Genomic DNA, 18870 nt, shown 5'->3' with positions numbered 1-18870 from the left:
GCGCTAGCGCTTACCCGGCCTACAGTATCGAAACACAGGCCGGGTAAGGCGAAGCCGCCACCCGGCACAAGGGTTAACGCATCACCCTATCATCAACATACTGACGTTTATCCGGCGCCGGTGGGAAATACTGGTACAGCCAGGTTTCGCTGATGGCGTCGCCCTGGCAGCGCAGGAACAGGCGCATATCCACCGGCTCCGTCGAATCCGACGTTGGGTACCAGTCAAACAGAATGCGGTAGCCGTCAAACGGCTCAACGTAGAGGATCTCCACCTGCTTCGCTTCACCGCTGGAGAGCGTGATCACCGGCTCGATGCCTTTTGGCGCAGCGGCCTTCAGGTCGCCGCCGACGAAGTCGATGGCAAAGCGACGGGCCCACACTTTCGGGTAGTTTTCGCCCGGTGCCCAGCCTTCCGGGAAGCCGCCCATGCCGGTACGGGTGGCATAGACGTTGGCCAGCGGGGAACGCACCGGCGGCATCGCGCTCCAGTAAAGGCGATATTTGAAGTCCAGCTCATCGCCCGCTTTGACAGCTTTTTCCGGCTGCCAGAAGCAGACCACGTTATCCAGCGTTTCACCGGTGGTCGGGATCTCCATCAGGCCAACCGCGCCTTTACCCCAGTCGTTACGCGGTTCAACCCACAGGCTTGGGCGTTTGTTATACCAGCCCATCACGTCCTGATAGTGCGAGAAATCGCGGTCGAGCTGCAGCAGGCCGAACCCTTTCGGGTTTTTGTCCATATAGGCATTGAACTGCAGCTTCTGCGGGTTGTTCAGCGGACGACAGATCCACTCCCCGTTGCCGCGCCACATTGCCAGGCGGTCGGAGTCATGAATTTGCGGATGAATGGTGTCGCACATGCGGCGTTCGTTATTGCCGCAGCTGAACATGCTGGTCATCGGCGCGATGCCGAGCTGCTTGATATCCTTCCGAGCATAGAGATGGTTTTCCACCTCCATGATCACCTGGCTCTTCTCGCAGTGGATCACGAACTTATAGGCGCCGGTAATGCTCGGGCTGTCGAGCAACGTATAGACGGTGAAGGTCGTATCGCCGGGTTTGACGGTTTCAAACCAGAAGGAGGTAAAGTCCGGGAACTCTTCCGGCGTGTCGGTAAAGGTATCTACCGCCAGACCGCGGGCGGAAAGGCCGTACTGGTAGGTGTCATCCACTGCGCGGAAATAGCTCGCGCCCAGGAAAGAGACGATATCGCGACGCGCCAGTTCAGGGGCCTTAAACGCGCGGAAGCCCGCAAAGCCGAGATCGCTTTGCCCTTCCAGCTGTTTGGTATCCACACCCGTTTCGCCGTAGCTGAACAGCTCCGGGCGGAAGTGGATCTCGCGCGCCATAGAGGTGGACTGGTCCAGCGAGAACATCCGCACGCGACGGCGGAACCCCATTCCCATATGGAAGAACTGCACGTCCAGCTGACGCCCTTCAATGTTGTTCCACAGTGACTGTTTTTCATCGTAGCGGATGGCGTTGTACGCCTGCGGCGTCATCGTCGCCAGCGTCTCCGGCAGCGGACGCGGTGCGCCACCCCACGGGGTTTTCGCCAGGTCATGCGCCATGGATTGCAGTACGGAGAAGTCAAAACGACGGCTCTGGCCGTCAGCAATGTCAGAGTCGGCAGCGTATGCCGCTTTGGAAAACAGGGAAGCAAGGCCGGATGTGCCGCTCAGGGCTGCCACTGCCAGCGAGCCTTTTAGAAAACGTCTGCGATTCATGCCTGGAAAAACGTCCTTATGGTCGTGTGAATGTGTTCCGCGCTCGGCGAAATGACGGCAAGAAAGAACGCACAGCCTAAACAAAAATGGTTAAGAATCCAATTGTTGGCCGGTGATTATCTGAACAAAGTGAGAAATATTTTCTGTCGACCAGAACGGCCCGAAAGTGGTGTAAAGAAAGCCTGGAAAATGTGTATAAAAATGCCCCGGCGCGACATCGTTCGCCGGGGCCAATGAGGCGGTTATTTTACGCTGACATCGATACCCGGGAAGTACTTATCAGCGAGTTTAGCGATCGTGCCGTCGGCACGTACTTTATCAATTGCGGCATCAAGCTGCTTTTTGGTGGCCTCGTCACCCTTACGCAACCCAAAACCGATCCCACTGCCGAGGATAGTGTCGTCAGACACCGGCTTGCCGATGAAGCCAAACCCTTTCCCCTGCGGCTTGCTGAGGAAACCTGCCTGCCCGGCCGCGGACATGACCAGCGAGGCGTCGATACGGCCATTCAGCAGATCGCCCCAGGCCATATTCTGATCTTTATAAGACACCACGGTGACACCCTGCTTTTCCCAGTGCTCTTTGGCATAGGTTTCCTGAATGGAGCCCTGCAGCACGCCGATGGTTTTGCCCTTCAGCCCTTCAGGCGTCGCCTCAACCGCCGTACCGGCCTTGCCGACCAGCTGTGACGGAATACGGTAAATTGGCTGGGTAAAATCAATGCTCTTGCGGCGCTGCTCGGTAATGTTCATCGCCGAGTTGATGGCGTCGAATTTCTTCGCCACCAGCCCCGGGATCAGCGCATCAAATGAGGTTTCCACCCAGCTGCACTTCAGCGCTGCCGCTTTGCAGATGGCATTCCCCAGCTCAACGTCAAACCCTTCCAGCTCGCCTGCCGCATTGCGGCTTTCAAACGGCGGATACTCTGCTTCCAGACCGTAACGCAGCTCGGACGCCGCGAAGGAGGAAAAGGTACACAGCAATCCCATGCCGACAACTAGCGCGCGTAATTTCATCTCATACTCCTTAGCGTGGTTTAACCCGACACAGGGCCTGGGCACCTGCCCGTAACGTCGCCTCATCTTTCGCAAAAGAGAGACGAATCAATTTATTATCCGTACCGTCCGCATAAAACGCCGACAGCGGAATGGTGGCAACACCGTACTCGACGATCAGCCGTTTCACCAGCTCACTGTCGCGCTCGTCGCTGAACTGGCTGTAGTCCGCCAGCATGAAGAACGATCCGGCACTCGGCAGCAGCGTAAACGGCGAATCGGCCAGCAGGCTGTGCAGAAGATCGCGCTTACGCTGGTAAAACGCCGACAGCGACAGCCAGGTTTGCGGGTCGACCATATGCTCAGCAAACGCGTGCTGCATTGGCGTATCGGCAGAAAACATTAAAAATTGATGGACTTTACAAATCTCGTCCATCAGTACCGCCGGGGCAACACAGTAACCCACGCGCCACCCGGTGACGTGATAGGTTTTTCCGAAAGAGGAAATAATCACGCTACGCTCCGCCAGCTGCGGGTGCGTGGCCATCCCGTGGTGCGGTTCACCATCAAAAACGACGTGTTCGTACACTTCGTCAGACAAAATAATGATGTCGGTATTGCGCGTCAGGGCCGCCAGCTGCTGCAGGTCACTGGCGGAGAAGACCTGACCGCTCGGGTTGTGCGGCGTATTGATGATAATCATGCGCGTGCGCGGGGTGATCGCGGCACGGACCTCATCCCAGTTGACGGCAAAATCCGGCACGGTGAGCTTGATGGCAATCGGCGTTGCCCCCTGCAGACGGACAATCGGCGCGTAGCTGTCAAATGACGGCTCAAAGTAGATCACCTCATCACCCGGATGCACCAGCCCGCTGATTGCCGAATAGAGCCCTTCGCTGGCGCTGGCGGTTACCAGCACCTCGCTGGCAGGGTCATACCGCGTGCCGTAGAGCGTGGCAATTTTATCGGCAATACGTTCTTTTAGCGGCTGCAGGCCGGTCATTGACGCATACTGGTTATGCCCCGCCTCCATTGCGCGGGTGACGCCCGCAATCAGCTTCGGGTCGCAGGAAAAATTCGGTGCGCCCTGAGAAAGGTTAATCGCGTTATGCTGCGCCGAGAGCTGGCCGATAACGGTAAAAATGGTGGTGCCCACATCGGGCAGTTTGGAGCGCGTTTGCACAGGCGTTCGTAAAGTCATCCTCTTTCCCTTCTCATGGACATTGCATAACTATTCAAACAACATCTGTGCTGTCGGGACAATCGAATTGTTGTCATAATAGCCATGAGAAAAATGCATAGCTGAGGATTTTCCATGTCGCGCCGTTCGCTCCCGCTTAACGCCATCGACGCATTTTTAGTTACCGCGCGTCACCTGAATCTGACCCATGCCGCCGCAGAACTGTGTCTGACGCAGGGGGCCGTGAGCCGCAAGATTGCCTCCCTTGAGGCGTGGTTTGGTTTTCCGCTTTTTGAACGCCACGCGCGCGGGCTGCGCCTCTCACCGCAGGGCAGCGCTCTGCTTCCGGAGCTGCAGTCCGCTTTCGAGCAGCTGCTGTCCGTGGCCGACCAGGCCCGCAGCCAGCACACCGTGATCCGGCTCAAGGCCCCCACCTGCGCCATGCGCTGGCTGGTGCCGCGCCTGCTGGAGGTGGAGCGCGAGCATCCGGATCTGCAAATTGCGCTGACCACCACCACCGATCACAACGTCAATTTCAAAACCGAATCTTACGACGCGGCCATCGTGTTCGGCACGCACATGAGCGCAGGCGATCTGCTGTTTGAGGAGGCGCTCACCCCGGTGATAAGCCCGGTGCGGGCAGGAGCAGCGCTGGGCTCGCTGACGTTCCTGCACCCCACAAGGGATAAGACAGACTGGTCGTTGTGGCTGACGAAACAGGAAGGTCCGGGCTTTGTCATGCACAAAAATCAACACTTCGACACGATGGATCTCGCCATTACGGCCGCCATTCAGGGGCTGGGCGTTGCCATTGCCGACGAAACGCTGGTGGAAGAAGATGTCCGCGCGGGAAGGCTGCTACGGCCCTATGGAACCAGCATAAAAACCGGCGCAAGCTACCGGCTGGTGCTGCGCGAAACGCCAGGCGAAGAAAATGGACTGGCGGCGTTTCGCGCCTGTTTGCTTAATCGAGGCTGACGTGGTGCTTCATCACCCGTTTGAAGAGGCTCATGCGGGCGCGCATAAAACGGTTTTCAAGCCTGAAAGCTGCATGTTTATTCACACCAATGCGTAACAGAACGTCCCGCCCTTTGCGACACGCGGGCCAGTGCGTCGGCCCGGGCAGGCTGTCGCGAAGCCCTGCGTATCGCGCGAAGCTCACCCAGTAATCCGCCACCTGGGCTGCAAACTGCAGATCCCGTTCGTTGACATACTGGCGTGAAGGCTCCACCTGGCCGAGGGTATCGAAGACGTAGGGCACTTCGTTGCCGTGCCAGGCGCCGTTGATATACGTGCCATGTTCCGCCTCGGCGACATAGTCAAACCAGTAACGCCAGCACAATCCACCCACGCGCTGCTGAGCCTGCATCACCACATAGCCCATCGTGGTAAATGCCATGTCGCGGCATACCTGTCTGCCCAACTCTTCATCGCCTTTCACGCCCGGATAGAGCAGCTTAATCAGCCCCAGCCCGAAGCGACGCTCCCGGCGAAGCTTCTGAATTTGTTTGGCGAGATCGATGCCAAACACCGCCATCACGCTGGCTTCATCGCTGTTGGAGCCAATCATCACCGGCACGGGATGCTGGCGGGCAGCGAAAAAGACGTCCAGCATCGCTTCGGGCAGAACGCAGTCCCCGACGATGGGCGCCGGGGCGACGTTCAGCGGCGCGGTGAGCGGCCAGAACGCCTCAGGCGGAATGGCACGCAGCTGCTCAGCAGTCGCCTTTTCCAGGCCAAAATGGGCGGCCAGCGCTTCCCCTTTTTGCAGCGCCTGTTCACGCGGCGTGTCCGGCAAGGTGTATCCGCTTTGCACTATCGCCTTATGGAATAATCCTGCTGCCAGCGGCGAGGCCAGCAGAGAGAGCACGCTGCGCGCGCCGGCGGATTCACCAAACAGGGTCACATTGTCTGGGTCGCCACCAAACCCGGCGATGTTCTCCCGCACCCATTCGAGGGCGGCGATTTGATCCAGCAGGGCAAAATTATGCACCACGCGTCCTTCCTCGCCTTCCAGCGCGGGATGGGCGAAAAAGCCGAGATGACCGAGACGGTAGTTGATCGTCACGACAACCACGCCGCGCGTGGCCAGCGCTTTGCCGTTATACGGCGGCAGGCCTCCGGCACCAATCGTAAACCCGCCCCCGTGCAGCCAGACCATAACCGGAAGCGCCCCGGTGCGCTCTTTGGGGGACCAGACGTTAAGGTAGAGACAATCTTCGGAAAACTGGCCCGGATCGCCGCCGCCCAGCTCCTGACAATATTCGCTGCTTTGCCAGCTTGAGAGCGAGAAAGCCGTAGCCTCGCGCAGGCCATCCCAGCGTTCAGGCGGCCGAGGAGAGCGCCAGCGCCACTCCCCCACGGGCGGTGCGGCGTAGGGAATACCGCACCAGACGTGGACATTTTCATCGGTTAAACCAGAGAGTGCGCCCTGGCGCGTTTCAACCACAGGGGCGGAAGGATTTTGCATAACGACCTTATTTTTTCCATCACACCCCAGCAGAGTAACGATTTCAGAGCAAACCGCAACGCTGTTTGCTGCGGGTTTCAGCCTCCTGATAGAGCGCAAACTCGTCATACACCGGACAGCCCAGCGCGTCTTCAAACGCATCGCGGCTGGCGTTACCGTGGCTGCGGGCCTGGGTTTCGTTCCCGAGATTAGACTGGAAAATCCCCGCAGCGCTGACCGGGAGGAAATCTTCGTAGGTGATCGGCTGGGCAACCACCCATCCGCGCTCAATCAGCGGCTGCGGATCGTCTCCCGGCCGGAACGCGTGGCGATGCGCTTCACCCGCAGGCGTCAGACGGTAGCGGAAATACGCCAGCTCCTGACGGCGCATTAACAGCTCGCTGTCCGGGAAAGCGCCAAAGATCTCCCGCAAATGCAGCTGGTGCGTGAGGTTATCTTTGCCGGTACCGGCCTGGGCGAGAAGGCTATCGTACAGTTCCCGGCCTTTCGGCGTCAGCGCCACGCCGCGCTGCTCAATCTCACCGAAGCGCGCGGTGTGGGTGCCCTTATGTTCCCCGGCAAACAGCACCGGCTCTTCCAGTGCCTTAAAGCTGGTTTGACGCAGTAAGACGGGCACCTCGCGACGCGGCGGGCCTTCAATCAGAATTTTTGGCTCGATACCGTACTTCGGCATCAGCTCCTGCACCCGGTCAATATCCAGCGTGCGCGGCGTGAGGTGGTTAATATGGCAGCCCGGGAAGCAGACCACGTCGGCAATCAGGCGATGCTCGTTGCTCAGGGCCAGATAGGTCTCCTGATCGACCGTCGCATGGCGGTGCCAGCGGAAGGTTTCCAACGCTTCCTGTACAAACTCGTGGGCCTGTGCGTCAGTAAAGTGCCCTTCCGACTCGTGGAGGTCGATCAGTTCCAGACAGCGGGGGGTAAAGATGTTCCGGTGAGAGAGGATCTCTGCGGCACGTTCGCGCAGCGCGACGTTTTCAATCAGCTCAAGGCGCAGCAGCGAGGTAAAGATACGAAACGGATTTCGACACAGCGCCGCATCATCGATTGGGCGAAACGCCGTTGAGTGGACCGGTACCCCCGCCTGAGAGAGATCGTAATAGCTGACCGGGTACATGCCCATAATGGCAAACATACGGCGCAGGGTTGAAAGTTCCTGTGCCGTGCCGACGCGGATCGCCCCGTGACGCTCAACGTTCAGGCGCGCAAGCTCATCGGCGTTAGCCAGTTGTTCATGTAATAGTGGATTATTTTCCAGAACCGCCAGGTTTACGTCCGCAACCAGTTCGAGCAAGGTGCCGTACTGCGGAACTTCCTGCTGGTACATCGCCGACATAGCCTGCGAAAAGTGTTCCCGAATGTCATCAGCCGTGATGGTGTTCGCCATGATGTCATGCCTCCAGTGAATATTACCTGGAGTGTAGAGAAACCCGTTCCTTCCGGGGGGAAGAATTTCTGATTTGTGATCTTAAGACGACAGTGGTCAAACCGTGTGCTACTGGCCCCCGAACGGATCCGAACGGAACCGCCCTTTCGACCTGAACGCTATTATCCAGGATTTTCCTTATAATTATTTAGGGTTCCGCTTTCTAGCTATAAAGGAGTATTTTTTGTTTTTCTCCTGACTGCAAATTAATCAATTTGAGCATGCCATTATTTTTATCCTCACCTTTCAAATTTTTAGCTCTAAGTTAGGATTAATCCGAATGGTCGTTTACAAGTCCTTCCTGCCTATCCATATTTCCATTTTAAGCGAAGCGCAAATTTACAAATACTTAAAAATAACGCAACCGCAAATAGCAAAACGCATTTGACGGATGACGTACAGCGACTAGAGTTATTACTCGAACGACGAGTGATACGGAAATATTTTCGTATCGTACTGACATAACCAATATATGACTATGAGGTTTAATATGGCAGAGCATCGTGGTGGTTCCGGTAATTTCGCTGAAGACCGTGAAAAAGCATCAGAAGCTGGACGTAAAGGTGGCCAGCACAGCGGTGGTAATTTTAAAAACGATCCGCAACGCGCATCTGAAGCGGGTAAGAAAGGGGGACAGAACAGTCACGGCGGAGGCCGTAAGTCTGATAACTCCTGATCTTATTTAAAACTCTTTTAATAAAACCAGAGAGCATGCTGCGGGCTGAAAAGCTCGCAGTACCCTTTCTTTATTTTACCGGAGCGTAATTATTATGAATATGAAAAGTGTTGAGGATGTATTTATTCATCTTCTGTCGGATACCTACAGCGCAGAAAAGCAGCTTACCCGTGCACTGAGCAAGCTCGCCCGCGCCGCGTCCAGCGAGAAGCTGAGCGCCGCCTTTACCGCACACCTGGAAGAGACGCAGGGCCAGATTGAACGTATTGACCAGATCGTCGAGCAGGAAGACGGTATTAAGATCAAACGCATGAAGTGCGTGGCGATGGAAGGCTTAATTGAAGAAGCCAACGAAGTCATCGAAAGCACGGAAAAAAACGAGGTGCGTGATGCCGCGTTAATTGCTGCTGCACAAAAAGTTGAGCATTACGAAATAGCCAGCTACGGTACCCTTGCCACATTAGCAGAACAACTGGGCTATAAAAAAGCCATTAAACTTCTTGCCGAAACCCTGGAAGAAGAAAAAGAGACCGACCTTAAACTCACCGACCTGGCCGTTGGAAATATTAACCAAAAAGCGCAGAAATGACGCAATAATACAGGTTAAATAAAATGAGCATCAGTCCCAGGACAATTAAACGGTGCCATTTAACGGCAGCCATAATATGGTTCATTCTCGCCATCCCTTCCGTAATATGGTGGAAGAACAGCGTGCTGTGGGTCATTATCATCAGTATTTACGCCAATATTGTCGGCCATTTATCTGGCTACAGTGCCGCGCGTGCCGATCAGGCTGCTGAAAGTGAGACCAAATAAGCGAACCCTAATGAGGATACAATGATGAATCACGTAGAACACTACCATGACTGGCTACGCGATGCCCATGCGATGGAAAAGCAAGCCGAATCTATGCTGGAATCCATGGCCAGCCGTATCGATAATTATCCTGATGTTCGCGCCAGAATTGAACAGCATATTAATGAGACAAAACGGCAAATCACATTGCTGGAGGAAATCCTCGACCGTAATGATATTTCTCGTTCGGTCTTAAAAGACTCGATGAGCAAAATGGCGGCGCTGGGGCAATCCATCGGCGGCATGTTCCCTTCAGACGAAATCGTGAAGGGCTCGATCAGCGGATATGTTTTCGAACAGTTTGAAATCGCCTGCTATACCTCCCTGCTGGCAGCGGCCAAAAAAGCCGGGGACACCGCTTCGATACCCGCTATTGAGACGATCCTCGCAGAAGAGCGCGAAATGGCCGACTGGCTGATTCGCCATATCCCGCAAACGACGGAACAGTTCCTGCTGCGCTCAGACGCATCGGGTGTCGAAGCGAAAAAATAATCCACAGGAGAGTGCCTATGTTTCGACACGTCAAACAGCTGCAATACACGGTTCGCGTCGCCGAACCCAACCCCGGCCTTGCCAACCTTTTACTGGAACAGTTTGGCGGGCCGCAGGGCGAACTGGCCGCCGCCTGCCGCTACTTTACGCAAGGGTTGAGCGATGACGATCCGGGCCGCAAGGATATGCTGATGGATATCGCCACCGAGGAGTTAAGCCACCTCGAAATCATCGGTACCCTGGTCGGAATGCTGAATAAAGGTGCCAAGGGCGCGCTGGCGGAAGGGGTGGAAAATGAGGCCGAGCTGTATCGCTCCATGACCGAAAACGGGAATGACAGCCACATCACCTCCCTGCTCTATGGCGGCGGTACCCCGCTCACTAACTCTGCGGGCGTACCCTGGACCGCGGCCTACGTCGATACCATCGGGGAGCCGACGGCGGACCTGCGCTCAAACGTGGCGGCCGAGGCCAGAGCGAAAATCATCTATGAACGGCTGATCAACGTGACCGACGATCCCGGCGTAAAGGACGCGCTGGCGTTTCTGATGACGCGTGAGGCGGCGCATCAGCTCTCCTTTGAGAAGGCTCTGCAGTCCATCCGTAATAACTTCCCACCGGGGAAACTGCCGCCAATCGAGGAATTCACCAACAAGTACTACAATATGTCTGAAGGTGGAGAGGTTCGCGGAAGCTGGAACAGCGATAAACACTTCGATTACGTTGAGTCCCCCCAGCCTGCGGTGGATGGCGGCGATGGCAGTGCCAGCGTCACGCTCACAACCGAGCAGGCAACCCTGGTCAAGGCGATGTCTGCCCGCACGAAATCCGATCCACATTCCGACCCGCTGACCGGTGCCGAGCTGGGTGCCGGTAAGACTAAACCGTAATCGGTTTGCCGGGCAGGCCTGAACTGCCCGGCAATTCGCGTGCCCCATCGTCTCAGAGGTACGGACCATGTTCGAACTCGATGCATTTCATCTGGCCAGAATTCAGTTCGCTTTTACCGTCTCGTTCCACATCCTGTTTCCCGCGATCACCATCGGTCTCGCCAGCTATCTGGTGGTGCTGGAGGGCATGTGGCTGCGCACCAAAAACGACGTCTGGCGATCGCTATACCATTTCTGGCTCAAGATATTTGCCGTTAACTTCGGCATGGGCGTCGTTTCCGGGCTGGTGATGGCGTATCAGTTTGGCACCAACTGGAGCGGGTTCTCCCAGTTCGCGGGCAGTATTACCGGCCCGCTTCTGACCTATGAGGTCTTAACCGCCTTCTTCCTGGAGGCCGGTTTCCTCGGCGTCATGATGTTCGGCTGGAATAAGGTCGGTCCCGGCCTGCACTTCTTTTCAACCTGCATGGTAGCGCTCGGCACGCTGATGTCGACCTTCTGGATCCTCGCCTCCAACAGCTGGATGCATACGCCGCAGGGTTTCACTATCGAAAACGGGCAGGTGATCCCGCAGGACTGGCTGGCCATCATCTTTAACCCCTCCTTCCCCTACCGCCTTATCCATATGGCTATCGCCGCGTTTCTCAGCAGCGCGCTGTTTGTCGGGGCATCGGGGGCATGGCATCTGCTGCGCGGTAACGATACGCCTGCCGTCCGCACCATGTTTTCGATGGCGATGTGGATGGCGCTACTGGTCGCACCCATTCAGGCGGTGGTGGGCGATATGCACGGCCTTAACACGCTTGAACATCAGCCGGCAAAAATTGCCGCGATTGAGGGTCACTGGGAAAATCCCCCCGGTGAAGCCACCCCGCTGCTGCTGTTTGGTCTGCCGGATATGGAGGAAGAGCGCACCAAATACGGCCTGGAAATCCCCGCGCTCGGCAGCCTGATCCTGACGCACAGTCTGGACAAGCAGGTCCCGGCGCTGAAAGACTTCCCGAAAGAGGATCGCCCAAACTCGACCATCGTTTTCTGGTCGTTCCGCGTGATGGTCGGGATGGGACTGCTGATGATTACCCTTGGTCTGGTCAGCCTCTGGCTACGCTATCGCCATCGACTTTACCACTCGCGTCCGTTCCAGTGGTTTGCCCTCTGCATGGGGCCTGCCGGGCTGCTGGCGCTGCTTGCCGGCTGGGTGACAACCGAAGTGGGCCGTCAGCCGTGGGTCGTCTATGGCTACCTGCGCACCATCGACGCGGTATCGCTGCACAGTACCCTACAGATGAGCATCAGCCTGCTGGCGTTCTTCGTCGTCTACTCATCCGTGTTTGGCGTGGGCTATGTTTATCTCATCCGGCTGATTAAGAAAGGACCTCAGCCCGTCGATACGCTGACGTCAAACACCTCGGGCACGCCTGCCCGTCCGCTGTCTGCCGCTGAGTCTGTTCCGGAAGAGGAGAGAATCTGATGGGCGTCGATATCTCAGTGATTTGGTTTGCCATCATCGTGTTTGCCACGCTGATGTACATCATTATGGATGGCTTCGATCTGGGCATTGGCCTGCTGTTTAACTTCGTGGGCGATGCGAAAGAGCGCGATGTGATGGTCAACAGCGTGGCGCCCGTCTGGGACGGCAACGAGACCTGGCTGGTACTCGGCGGCGCGGGGCTGTTCGGCGCGTTTCCGCTGGCCTATGCGGTCATTATTGATGCGCTGACGATCCCCCTCACCGCGATGCTGATCGGTCTCATCTTTCGCGGCGTCGCCTTCGAGTTCCGCTTCAAAGCCACGCCGTCGCACCGCAAATTCTGGGACTACTCCTTTGCCGGCGGTTCCCTGCTTGCCACCTTCAGCCAGGGCGTGGTGGTGGGGGCCGTGATCAACGGCTTTGACGTGGAAGGCCGACGTTTTGTCGGCTCTGCGCTGGACTGGCTCACCCCCTTCAACCTCTTCTGCGGCATCGGACTGGTCGTCGCCTACACGCTGCTGGGCACCACCTGGCTCATTATGAAAAGCGAAGGCGCGCTGCAGGTCCGCATGCGCGAGCTAACCCGCCACGTGCTGCTGGCCCTGATGGTGGTTATCGCGGTAGTCAGCATCTGGACGCCGCTCGGCTGGCAGTACGTGGCCGACCGCTGGTTTACCTTGCCCAACTTCTTCTGGTTCCTGCCTGTTCCTCTGCTGGTCGGGCTTTTCAGCGTGCTGATCTGGCGCCTGACCCGCAATCCGGACAGCCACTCTCGCCCTTTCCTGCTGACGCTGGGGCTTATTTTCCTCGGGTTTAGCGGGCTGGGCATCAGCCTCTGGCCGAACATTATTCCGCCGCGCATCACCCTGTGGGAAGCCGCAGCCCCGCCTGCCAGCCAGCTGTTTATGCTGATAGGAACATTACTGATTATTCCGGTGATCCTGGTGTACACCGCCTGGAGCTACTACGTCTTTCGGGGAAAAGTTTCGGATACTGAAGGCTATCACTGAGGAACGCTATGACGGACTGGCATACACGAGCCATTATTTATCAGATTGATACCGCGCTATTTTATGATTTGAACGGCGATGGCTGCGGGGACATCGCCGGGATCGCGGCCAAGCTGCGCTACATTCGCCGGATGGGGGCGACGGTCATCTGGATCACCCCGTTTTACCTGACCCCTTTTCTCGATGAAGGCTATGACGTCAGCGACCATCTTCAGGTGGACCCCCGCTTCGGAAAGCTGGCCGATATCATCGCCTTTATCGAACAGGCCCGCGAGCTGGGCATGCAGGTCATTATCGAGCTGCTGATCCAGCACACGTCGGACGCACATCCCTGGTTCCAGCAGGCGCGCCGCAACCCGGCGTCACCCTATCGTGATTATTACCTCTGGTCGGATAACGACGAGGACGATACGCCCCCCATGTTCCCCGGCGTGGAGAAGAGCATCTGGAGCTGGGACGACGAGGCGGGACAATACTACCGGCACATGTTTTATCGCCACGAGCCGGATCTGAACCTCACCTCGCCCGCGGTGCTGAAAGAGATTGAGAATATCATCCTCTTCTGGCTCAAGCTGGGCGTGTCGGGATTTCGTCTCGATGCCGCCTCCCACCTGACCACGCAGGCGGGAAACGGTGATGAAAAAAAGGGCCTGTGGATCCTCGAGCATATGCGCCGTCTTATCGAACAGCGGAATCCGGACGCAATCCTGCTGGGTGAGGTGGACGTCGAGGTAGAGGCCTATCAGGACTACTTTGGCAATAATGACCGCCTGAATCTGGTGCTGAATTTCTGGCTCAACAAGTATTTCTACGTCAGCCTGGCCCGCAAAAGCGCCCGCCCGCTGCGCAACGCGGTGAAGAAGATGATCGTCCCGCCTGACGCCTGCTGTTTTGCCAACTGGCTGCGCAATCACGACGAACTGGATCTGGAAGGCATCAGCCAGAAAGACAAACAGTTTGTACTCGATACCTTCGCCCCTGATGAGGAGATGAACGTCTATCAGCGCGGGATCCGCCGCCGCCTGGCGCCGATGCTTAATGGCGATCGGAAGCGGCTGGCGTTCTGTCACGCGGTGCTGTTTTCCCTGCCGGGTGTCCCGGTGATGCGCTACGGCGACGAGATAGGTATGGGTGACGACCTGGAGCTGGAGGAGCGCTACGCCGTTCGCACCCCGATGCAGTGGGCGGGGTCACAAGGGGGCGGTTTCTCCGCGGCCGACCCTGAAAAATTTATCGCCCCGATTATCGACCATGGCCCTTACCGCTATCAGAAAGTCAACGTCGCCGATTCGCTGCTTCACCACAACTCGCTCCTGCACCGGATAATCGATATTGCCAATACCCGCTCGGAGTTCCCCGAAATTGCCGTTGCGCCTTTTCGACTTATCACAATCGATAATGACGCAGTGCTGGGGATCTATTACGAGACCGACGAGCGCAGCATCCTGACCTTCGTCAACTTTAGCGACCAGCCGGTGCAGTTCACGGCAAAAGGGATCCGCAACGCCACCTGGACCTCCTGTCTCGAGGACAAGCGCTACGATGACGCGCTGATTTGCGGCAAAACCGTTGAGCTCAGCCTTGGCGGCTACGGCTATCGCTGGTTCTGGACGCACCGTAGCGCGCTGCGCTGATTACGGTTTCCGGCGGGTTATCAGACGCGTCAGCACTATCCCTGCCACCGCGAGGGCGCCCAGCGCCACTTTACCCGGCATGCCGGAGGTAACGGACGGCGCGCGGGTTTTCGCCTCGTCGGTAAAGCGGCCATGGATTTTATGCAGATCGTTAACCGGCTGGTCGAGGTAGTCCCGGCGATCCGGCGCATTGAGGTCGTCGGTCATCTGGCCTTCCCAGGCTTTCCTGACCATCAGCCGGTCCAGAAAACCCGGGAAGAGAAACTGCCCGACAATCGACTGAATGGTGCTGCTGCCTACCCACAGCTCGCGAACCGGTTTTTGCGCCACCCTGAAGATAGCGCTGGCGGCCACCTCAGGCTCAAAGACCGGCGGCACCGGCCGCATCGCCCAGGCGAACTTGTTCCTCGCCCATTCGAACTGCGGAGTATTGAGCCCAGGCATCTGCACCATCGAAAGCTGAACCCGGCTGTTCTCATGCATCAGTTCCGTACGCACCGCATCGGTAAACCCGCGGATCGCCGCTTTGGCACCACAATAGGCTGACTGCAATGGAATGGAACGGTAGGCCAGCGCGGACCCCACCTGGATAATCACGCCCCTGTCGCGCGGAATCATCAGTTCGAGAGCGGCGCGGGTGCCGTTCACGTAGCCGAGGTACGTCACCTCAGTCACGCGACGAAACTCGTCCGGCGTAAGGGTGCGAAACGGTGCCAGCACGGCCCCCATGGCGTTGTTCACCCAGACATCAATTGCGCCGAGGCGATACTCAATTTCGTTAGCCGCATCCACCATCGCCTGACTGTCGGCGACGTCAGCCTGCACGGCGTGCGCATTCACGCCGAAGCGGCGCAACTCTTCCTGGGTGGAGTGCAGGCTTGCCTCATCGCGGGCGATGAGCCCGACATCGTAACCTGCCTTTGCAAAGTGCAGCGCCGTGGCTTTTCCTACACCCGCCGTCCCACCGGTAATCACTATGACCGCCATAGAACCTCCACGTGAAATCAACCGTTATGCCCGTCCGACAATGCTGCCAGCAGCTCGGCCAGCGAGAAATGCACCGCTTTTTCCACCACGTCCTGACAGTCACCGGAGAAAAGCACGGTGCGAGTCTTCGTCTCGCCGCGGATGTTCCACGCAAAACAGACCGTCCCCGCCGCCGTGCCGTCGTCGCCCCCTTCCGGGCCTGCGTAGCCGCTGATGGCGATGCTGATATCCGCCTGGGCGATGTCGCGAATACTGGCAGCCATCTCGGTCACCGTCTGTTCACTGACGGCGGTATAGCGCGCGAGCGTTTCAGGGCGCACGCCGAGGATCCGCGTCTTGGCTTCATCGCTGAACACGACCAGGCCGACGTCATAAAATTCGGCGGTGTTTTCCTCTGCGCAAAGCGCCACCGAGAGCTTGCCGCCCGTGCAGGATTCCGCTGTGGTTAAGCGAAGTCCGAGATCGGTTAATTTGCTTGCCAGCTTTTTTGTTAGTTCACCCACGGTATAATTGTTGTCGTGAAAAAGATTGCTCATCTTTCCGCCTCTTATTTCTCGAAAGGAATGATCGAAATATGTCCATTGCGTTCAAGTATGGCATATTTAATATCACTTATTTCTGTAATGCCATTATTTTGCCGGGCTGACACCAGAATATCATCGCAGGAGACATCCACTTTTTTCAGTTTGTCGGCTAACGGCACGCCTTTCTCAACCAGAATCACGGGAGTGCCATCCAGAATATTCTCAACCGGGGAAAAATATTTCTTCATCAGTCCGAATATAATATCTACCACCACCAGCGTGGTAATGGTAATCATCGCGCCGGTGACGGAGAAATCTTGTCCGAGAAGCGCCTGCTGAGTAGCTTCACTAATTATCAGGAGCAGAATGAGATCAAAGCTGGTCATCTGCAACAGCGCGCGACGTCCGGCCACTTTAAATACCACCATGAGGAACAGATAAATCGCCAGCGCGCGAAAGACCATATCCATATCAGCCTCCTACGGGTAAATGAATTGCCAGATGTTAATCTCCGGCTCGCTGTTGACGCGGATGACTGTGTTCCATTTACCGGCTCTGGAAGGTGTCGTGAAGAGTAACACAGTGAAGCTGTCTGACTTTTTCAGATTGTTATAGACAAAATAGAGGGTCTTCCCTCGGCTGAACATGCTGTCAGGCTGCGGCCAGACGCTGCCAGGCTCGTAAACCTCGCTGCTCTCGCTGGTCATGCTGAGGACATACTTTCCCTCTGTCTGCACCGGGAACGCCAGCTCCATTCGCGTCTCTGTCTCCCGCCGTCCAAAGCGTTCATAGTTTATGGTCAGTGATTTAGCGGAATTCATTTTGACCGTGTCGCTGACCATTCCGCTGGAAAACAGACCGGCAATCGCCGCGACGATAATAGCCAACAGAACAATAAAACCGACCTGACGAAACGCGTATTCAAACGCCAGCAAACGATAACGCTCATCTATCCCGGGTAACTTTTCATTTTCACGCCTCATGGTCATCGTCACCGTTTCGCTTATTATCCGATAAGTTTGATTTTTCACGCGAATGTTTTTAGGACTTATCACATTTGCCACATAAAGGAATAGCAACAATACTTAATAAGTCAAGACACCCAAAATGAAGGATATCGGATGAAATTATCACTTATTTCCGCTTTATTGATATTTCTGGTTCCAACCGCATGGGCTGATAATAACGGCGGGTTACAAAAAGGTGAAGCCCCGCCGCCACCGCACGCGCTTGATAGCGGATATCGCGGAACCGACGATGCGCGTATTATGACCATCGATCAGGCAAAACAAATGCACGACGGTGCGACAATTTCATTACGCGGTAATCTTATTGATGGTAGCGGCGATAAGTTTGTATTTCAGGATAAAACCGGAAAAATCGACGTTATTATTCCCCAGGCAGTTTTCGACGGCAGAACGGTAAAACCCGACCAGATGATCAGTATCAACGGTTCGCTTGATAAAAAATCATCTCCTGCCGTCGTCCGTGTTGATCGTTTGCAAAAATAATTCAGCGAAGCGTTAACGCTGCAGTTATCCATCAAATCTCACCCCTTGGCTTAAGGAGTCAGCTATGAGTGATACCAAACAACGTACGAACGCTTACCCGCAGCCCCCGTTCCCGGAACAGCCGCAAACGCCGCCGGGACTGGCATCCGAAATGCAGCCTGTCCCCGACCACGGGGAAAAAAGCTATAAAGGACATGGCCGCCTTGCCGGCAAAAAAGCGCTGATTACCGGCGGAGACTCCGGTATTGGTCGCGCGGTGGCTATCGCCTATGCCCGTGAAGGCGCTGACGTTGCCATCAACTATCTGCCTGAAGAAGAAAAAGATGCCTCTGAGGTCATCGACCTGATCGAAGCGGAAGGTCGCAAGGCCGTCGCGCTGCCTGGGGATGTCCGGGACGAAACCTTCTGTCAGAATCTGGTCGAAGAAGCCGTGTCGAAACTGGGCGGGCTGGACATTCTGGTCAATAACGCGGGGCGTCAGCAGTTCCGTGAATCGCTTGAAGACCTGACCACCGAGGATTTTGACGCGACGTTTAAAACCAACGTCTATGCCCCTTTCTGGATCACCAAAGCGGCCCTGCGCCACCTGAAAGCCTCCTCCGTTATCATTAATACCTCCTCCGTTCAGGCGGTGAAGCCCAGCCCCGTTTTGCTGGACTACGCCCAGACGAAAGCCTGTCTGGCGGTATTTACCAAATCCTTAGCCAAACAGCTGGGTCCAAAAGGCATTCGCGTCAACGCGGTTGCCCCTGGGCCTTACTGGACGGTACTGCAGTCCAGCGGCGGGCAGCCGATGGAAAAAGTGAAGGAGTTTGGCGGAGATACACCGCTGGGGCGTCCAGGTCAGCCCGTCGAGATTGCCCCGCTGTACGTTACGCTGGCCTCGGATGAATGTTCATTTACGTCCGGCCAGGTGTGGTGTTCTGACGGCGGTGACGGCGTGATCTAACCGCTTAACCCTTTCCCCTCAGTAATGAGCAATAAATGAACAAGGACGTTCGCTCTTATTCCCCTGCCGAA

20 protein-coding genes are annotated in these 18870 nt (G+C 56.5%); 11 read left to right on the top strand and 9 right to left on the bottom strand.

Translation table 11 applies throughout. The features are described from left to right. Positions 1–73: 73 nt before the first annotated feature. From OTG14_RS07105 to OTG14_RS07095, 3 genes are all read right to left on the bottom strand, one after another. A complete protein-coding gene (locus tag OTG14_RS07105; RefSeq protein ID WP_047075337.1) occupies positions 74–1729 on the bottom strand; it encodes a glucan biosynthesis protein D in 1656 nt (551 codons plus the stop codon). Positions 1730–1971: 242 nt separating this feature from the next. After that, complete coding sequence (locus OTG14_RS07100; protein ID WP_021242531.1) at positions 1972–2745, bottom strand: transporter substrate-binding domain-containing protein; 774 nt, start codon at positions 2743–2745, stop codon at positions 1972–1974. Between the two features lie 10 nt (positions 2746–2755). Then, positions 2756–3925 (bottom strand): pyridoxal phosphate-dependent aminotransferase, encoded by a 1170-nt coding sequence (locus OTG14_RS07095; RefSeq protein WP_208763891.1) that lies wholly within the window; start codon positions 3923–3925, stop codon positions 2756–2758. A gap of 114 nt (positions 3926–4039) precedes the next feature. Here OTG14_RS07095 and OTG14_RS07090 point away from each other — a divergent pair, with 114 nt between their 5' ends. After that, positions 4040–4882, top strand: a complete 843-nt coding sequence (locus OTG14_RS07090; RefSeq protein WP_048991120.1) for a LysR family transcriptional regulator — start codon at positions 4040–4042, stop codon at positions 4880–4882. Here OTG14_RS07090 and OTG14_RS07085 read toward each other — a convergent pair. Both OTG14_RS07085 and hglS read right to left on the bottom strand, forming a co-directional pair. After that, positions 4869–6374, bottom strand: a complete 1506-nt coding sequence (locus OTG14_RS07085; protein WP_267214805.1) for a carboxylesterase/lipase family protein — start codon at positions 6372–6374, stop codon at positions 4869–4871. The two genes, OTG14_RS07090 and OTG14_RS07085, sit on opposite strands and share 14 nt — an antisense overlap. Before the next feature lie 43 nt (positions 6375–6417). Continuing rightward, the gene (gene hglS, locus OTG14_RS07080) at positions 6418–7761 is read right to left on the bottom strand and encodes a 2-oxoadipate dioxygenase/decarboxylase HglS (RefSeq protein WP_032647139.1); all 1344 of its coding nucleotides are present in this window, start codon (positions 7759–7761) and stop codon (positions 6418–6420) included. A gap of 529 nt (positions 7762–8290) precedes the next feature. On the opposite strand from hglS, the gene OTG14_RS07075 reads away from it, so the two are divergent. The 8 genes from OTG14_RS07075 (at position 8291) to OTG14_RS07040 (ending at position 14828) form a co-directional block, all read left to right on the top strand. Further along, positions 8291–8476: a con-10 family general stress protein gene (locus OTG14_RS07075; RefSeq protein ID WP_004150795.1), complete on the top strand. Its 186-nt coding sequence runs from the start codon at positions 8291–8293 to the stop codon at positions 8474–8476. Between the two features lie 94 nt (positions 8477–8570). Beyond that, positions 8571–9065: a YciE/YciF ferroxidase family protein gene (locus OTG14_RS07070; protein ID WP_267214804.1), complete on the top strand. Its 495-nt coding sequence runs from the start codon at positions 8571–8573 to the stop codon at positions 9063–9065. 23 nt (positions 9066–9088) lie between these two features. Beyond that, positions 9089–9292 carry a hypothetical protein gene (locus OTG14_RS07065; protein ID WP_013096662.1) on the top strand — a complete coding sequence of 68 codons (204 nt, stop codon included), beginning with the start codon at positions 9089–9091 and terminating at the stop codon, positions 9290–9292. Positions 9293–9316: 24 nt separating this feature from the next. Further along, positions 9317–9823, top strand: coding sequence for a ferritin-like domain-containing protein (locus OTG14_RS07060; RefSeq protein ID WP_014883791.1), 507 nt, complete (start codon positions 9317–9319; stop codon positions 9821–9823). Between the two features lie 17 nt (positions 9824–9840). After that, positions 9841–10713 carry a manganese catalase family protein gene (locus OTG14_RS07055; protein WP_008502274.1) on the top strand — a complete coding sequence of 291 codons (873 nt, stop codon included), beginning with the start codon at positions 9841–9843 and terminating at the stop codon, positions 10711–10713. Positions 10714–10780: 67 nt separating this feature from the next. Continuing rightward, on the top strand, positions 10781–12184 hold the full coding sequence (locus OTG14_RS07050; protein ID WP_267214803.1) for a cytochrome ubiquinol oxidase subunit I: 1404 nt from the start codon (positions 10781–10783) through the stop codon (positions 12182–12184). Next, positions 12184–13194, top strand: coding sequence for a cytochrome d ubiquinol oxidase subunit II (gene cydB / locus OTG14_RS07045; protein WP_090417003.1), 1011 nt, complete (start codon positions 12184–12186; stop codon positions 13192–13194). The genes OTG14_RS07050 and cydB overlap by 1 nt, the downstream gene beginning before the upstream one ends. A gap of 8 nt (positions 13195–13202) precedes the next feature. Further along, complete coding sequence (locus tag OTG14_RS07040; protein WP_267214802.1) at positions 13203–14828, top strand: alpha-amylase family protein; 1626 nt, start codon at positions 13203–13205, stop codon at positions 14826–14828. Here the strand turns inward: OTG14_RS07040 and OTG14_RS07035 are convergent, their stop codons facing one another. Genes OTG14_RS07035 through OTG14_RS07020 form a run of 4 tightly spaced genes read right to left on the bottom strand, consistent with a single transcriptional unit; the run spans position 14829 to position 17322 of the window. Further along, positions 14829–15815 carry an SDR family oxidoreductase gene (locus OTG14_RS07035; RefSeq protein ID WP_267214801.1) on the bottom strand — a complete coding sequence of 329 codons (987 nt, stop codon included), beginning with the start codon at positions 15813–15815 and terminating at the stop codon, positions 14829–14831. A 17-nt stretch (positions 15816–15832) separates the two neighbouring features. Next, positions 15833–16351: a 2-oxo-tetronate isomerase gene (locus tag OTG14_RS07030; RefSeq protein ID WP_032647124.1), complete on the bottom strand. Its 519-nt coding sequence runs from the start codon at positions 16349–16351 to the stop codon at positions 15833–15835. An 11-nt stretch (positions 16352–16362) separates the two neighbouring features. After that, positions 16363–16809: a DUF421 domain-containing protein gene (locus OTG14_RS07025; protein WP_248272052.1), complete on the bottom strand. Its 447-nt coding sequence runs from the start codon at positions 16807–16809 to the stop codon at positions 16363–16365. 9 nt (positions 16810–16818) lie between these two features. Beyond that, the gene (locus OTG14_RS07020; protein ID WP_267215195.1) at positions 16819–17322 is read right to left on the bottom strand and encodes a hypothetical protein; all 504 of its coding nucleotides are present in this window, start codon (positions 17320–17322) and stop codon (positions 16819–16821) included. 138 nt (positions 17323–17460) lie between these two features. Here OTG14_RS07020 and OTG14_RS07015 point away from each other — a divergent pair, with 138 nt between their 5' ends. Then, complete coding sequence (locus OTG14_RS07015) at positions 17461–17850, top strand: YdeI family stress tolerance OB fold protein (protein WP_024908408.1); 390 nt, start codon at positions 17461–17463, stop codon at positions 17848–17850. 64 nt (positions 17851–17914) lie between these two features. Then, complete coding sequence (locus tag OTG14_RS07010; RefSeq protein ID WP_048991107.1) at positions 17915–18799, top strand: SDR family oxidoreductase; 885 nt, start codon at positions 17915–17917, stop codon at positions 18797–18799. The last annotated feature ends 71 nt before the right edge of the window (positions 18800–18870 follow it).

The sequence above is a fragment of the Enterobacter pseudoroggenkampii genome (genome assembly GCF_026420145.1).
Taxonomy (GTDB): Bacteria; Pseudomonadota; Gammaproteobacteria; order Enterobacterales; family Enterobacteriaceae; genus Enterobacter; species Enterobacter pseudoroggenkampii.
This window is presented reverse-complemented; position numbering and strand designations above follow the sequence as displayed.

What these genes read in the sequence shown, in the direction of transcription:
- OTG14_RS07105 (WP_047075337.1), bottom strand. Translation starts at nt 1,729, where the DNA reads ATGAATCGCAGACGTTTTCTAAAAGGCTCGCTGGCAGTGGCAGCCCTG.
- OTG14_RS07100 (WP_021242531.1), bottom strand. Translation starts at nt 2,745, where the DNA reads ATGAAATTACGCGCGCTAGTTGTCGGCATGGGATTGCTGTGTACCTTT.
- OTG14_RS07095 (WP_208763891.1), bottom strand. Translation starts at nt 3,925, where the DNA reads ATGACTTTACGAACGCCTGTGCAAACGCGCTCCAAACTGCCCGATGTG.
- OTG14_RS07090 (WP_048991120.1), top strand. Translation starts at nt 4,040, where the DNA reads ATGTCGCGCCGTTCGCTCCCGCTTAACGCCATCGACGCATTTTTAGTT.
- OTG14_RS07085 (WP_267214805.1), bottom strand. Translation starts at nt 6,374, where the DNA reads ATGCAAAATCCTTCCGCCCCTGTGGTTGAAACGCGCCAGGGCGCACTC.
- hglS (WP_032647139.1), bottom strand. Translation starts at nt 7,761, where the DNA reads ATGGCGAACACCATCACGGCTGATGACATTCGGGAACACTTTTCGCAG.
- OTG14_RS07075 (WP_004150795.1), top strand. Translation starts at nt 8,291, where the DNA reads ATGGCAGAGCATCGTGGTGGTTCCGGTAATTTCGCTGAAGACCGTGAA.
- OTG14_RS07070 (WP_267214804.1), top strand. Translation starts at nt 8,571, where the DNA reads ATGAATATGAAAAGTGTTGAGGATGTATTTATTCATCTTCTGTCGGAT.
- OTG14_RS07065 (WP_013096662.1), top strand. Translation starts at nt 9,089, where the DNA reads ATGAGCATCAGTCCCAGGACAATTAAACGGTGCCATTTAACGGCAGCC.
- OTG14_RS07060 (WP_014883791.1), top strand. Translation starts at nt 9,317, where the DNA reads ATGAATCACGTAGAACACTACCATGACTGGCTACGCGATGCCCATGCG.
- OTG14_RS07055 (WP_008502274.1), top strand. Translation starts at nt 9,841, where the DNA reads ATGTTTCGACACGTCAAACAGCTGCAATACACGGTTCGCGTCGCCGAA.
- OTG14_RS07050 (WP_267214803.1), top strand. Translation starts at nt 10,781, where the DNA reads ATGTTCGAACTCGATGCATTTCATCTGGCCAGAATTCAGTTCGCTTTT.
- cydB (WP_090417003.1), top strand. Translation starts at nt 12,184, where the DNA reads ATGGGCGTCGATATCTCAGTGATTTGGTTTGCCATCATCGTGTTTGCC.
- OTG14_RS07040 (WP_267214802.1), top strand. Translation starts at nt 13,203, where the DNA reads ATGACGGACTGGCATACACGAGCCATTATTTATCAGATTGATACCGCG.
- OTG14_RS07035 (WP_267214801.1), bottom strand. Translation starts at nt 15,815, where the DNA reads ATGGCGGTCATAGTGATTACCGGTGGGACGGCGGGTGTAGGAAAAGCC.
- OTG14_RS07030 (WP_032647124.1), bottom strand. Translation starts at nt 16,351, where the DNA reads ATGAGCAATCTTTTTCACGACAACAATTATACCGTGGGTGAACTAACA.
- OTG14_RS07025 (WP_248272052.1), bottom strand. Translation starts at nt 16,809, where the DNA reads ATGGATATGGTCTTTCGCGCGCTGGCGATTTATCTGTTCCTCATGGTG.
- OTG14_RS07020 (WP_267215195.1), bottom strand. Translation starts at nt 17,322, where the DNA reads ATGAGGCGTGAAAATGAAAAGTTACCCGGGATAGATGAGCGTTATCGT.
- OTG14_RS07015 (WP_024908408.1), top strand. Translation starts at nt 17,461, where the DNA reads ATGAAATTATCACTTATTTCCGCTTTATTGATATTTCTGGTTCCAACC.
- OTG14_RS07010 (WP_048991107.1), top strand. Translation starts at nt 17,915, where the DNA reads ATGAGTGATACCAAACAACGTACGAACGCTTACCCGCAGCCCCCGTTC.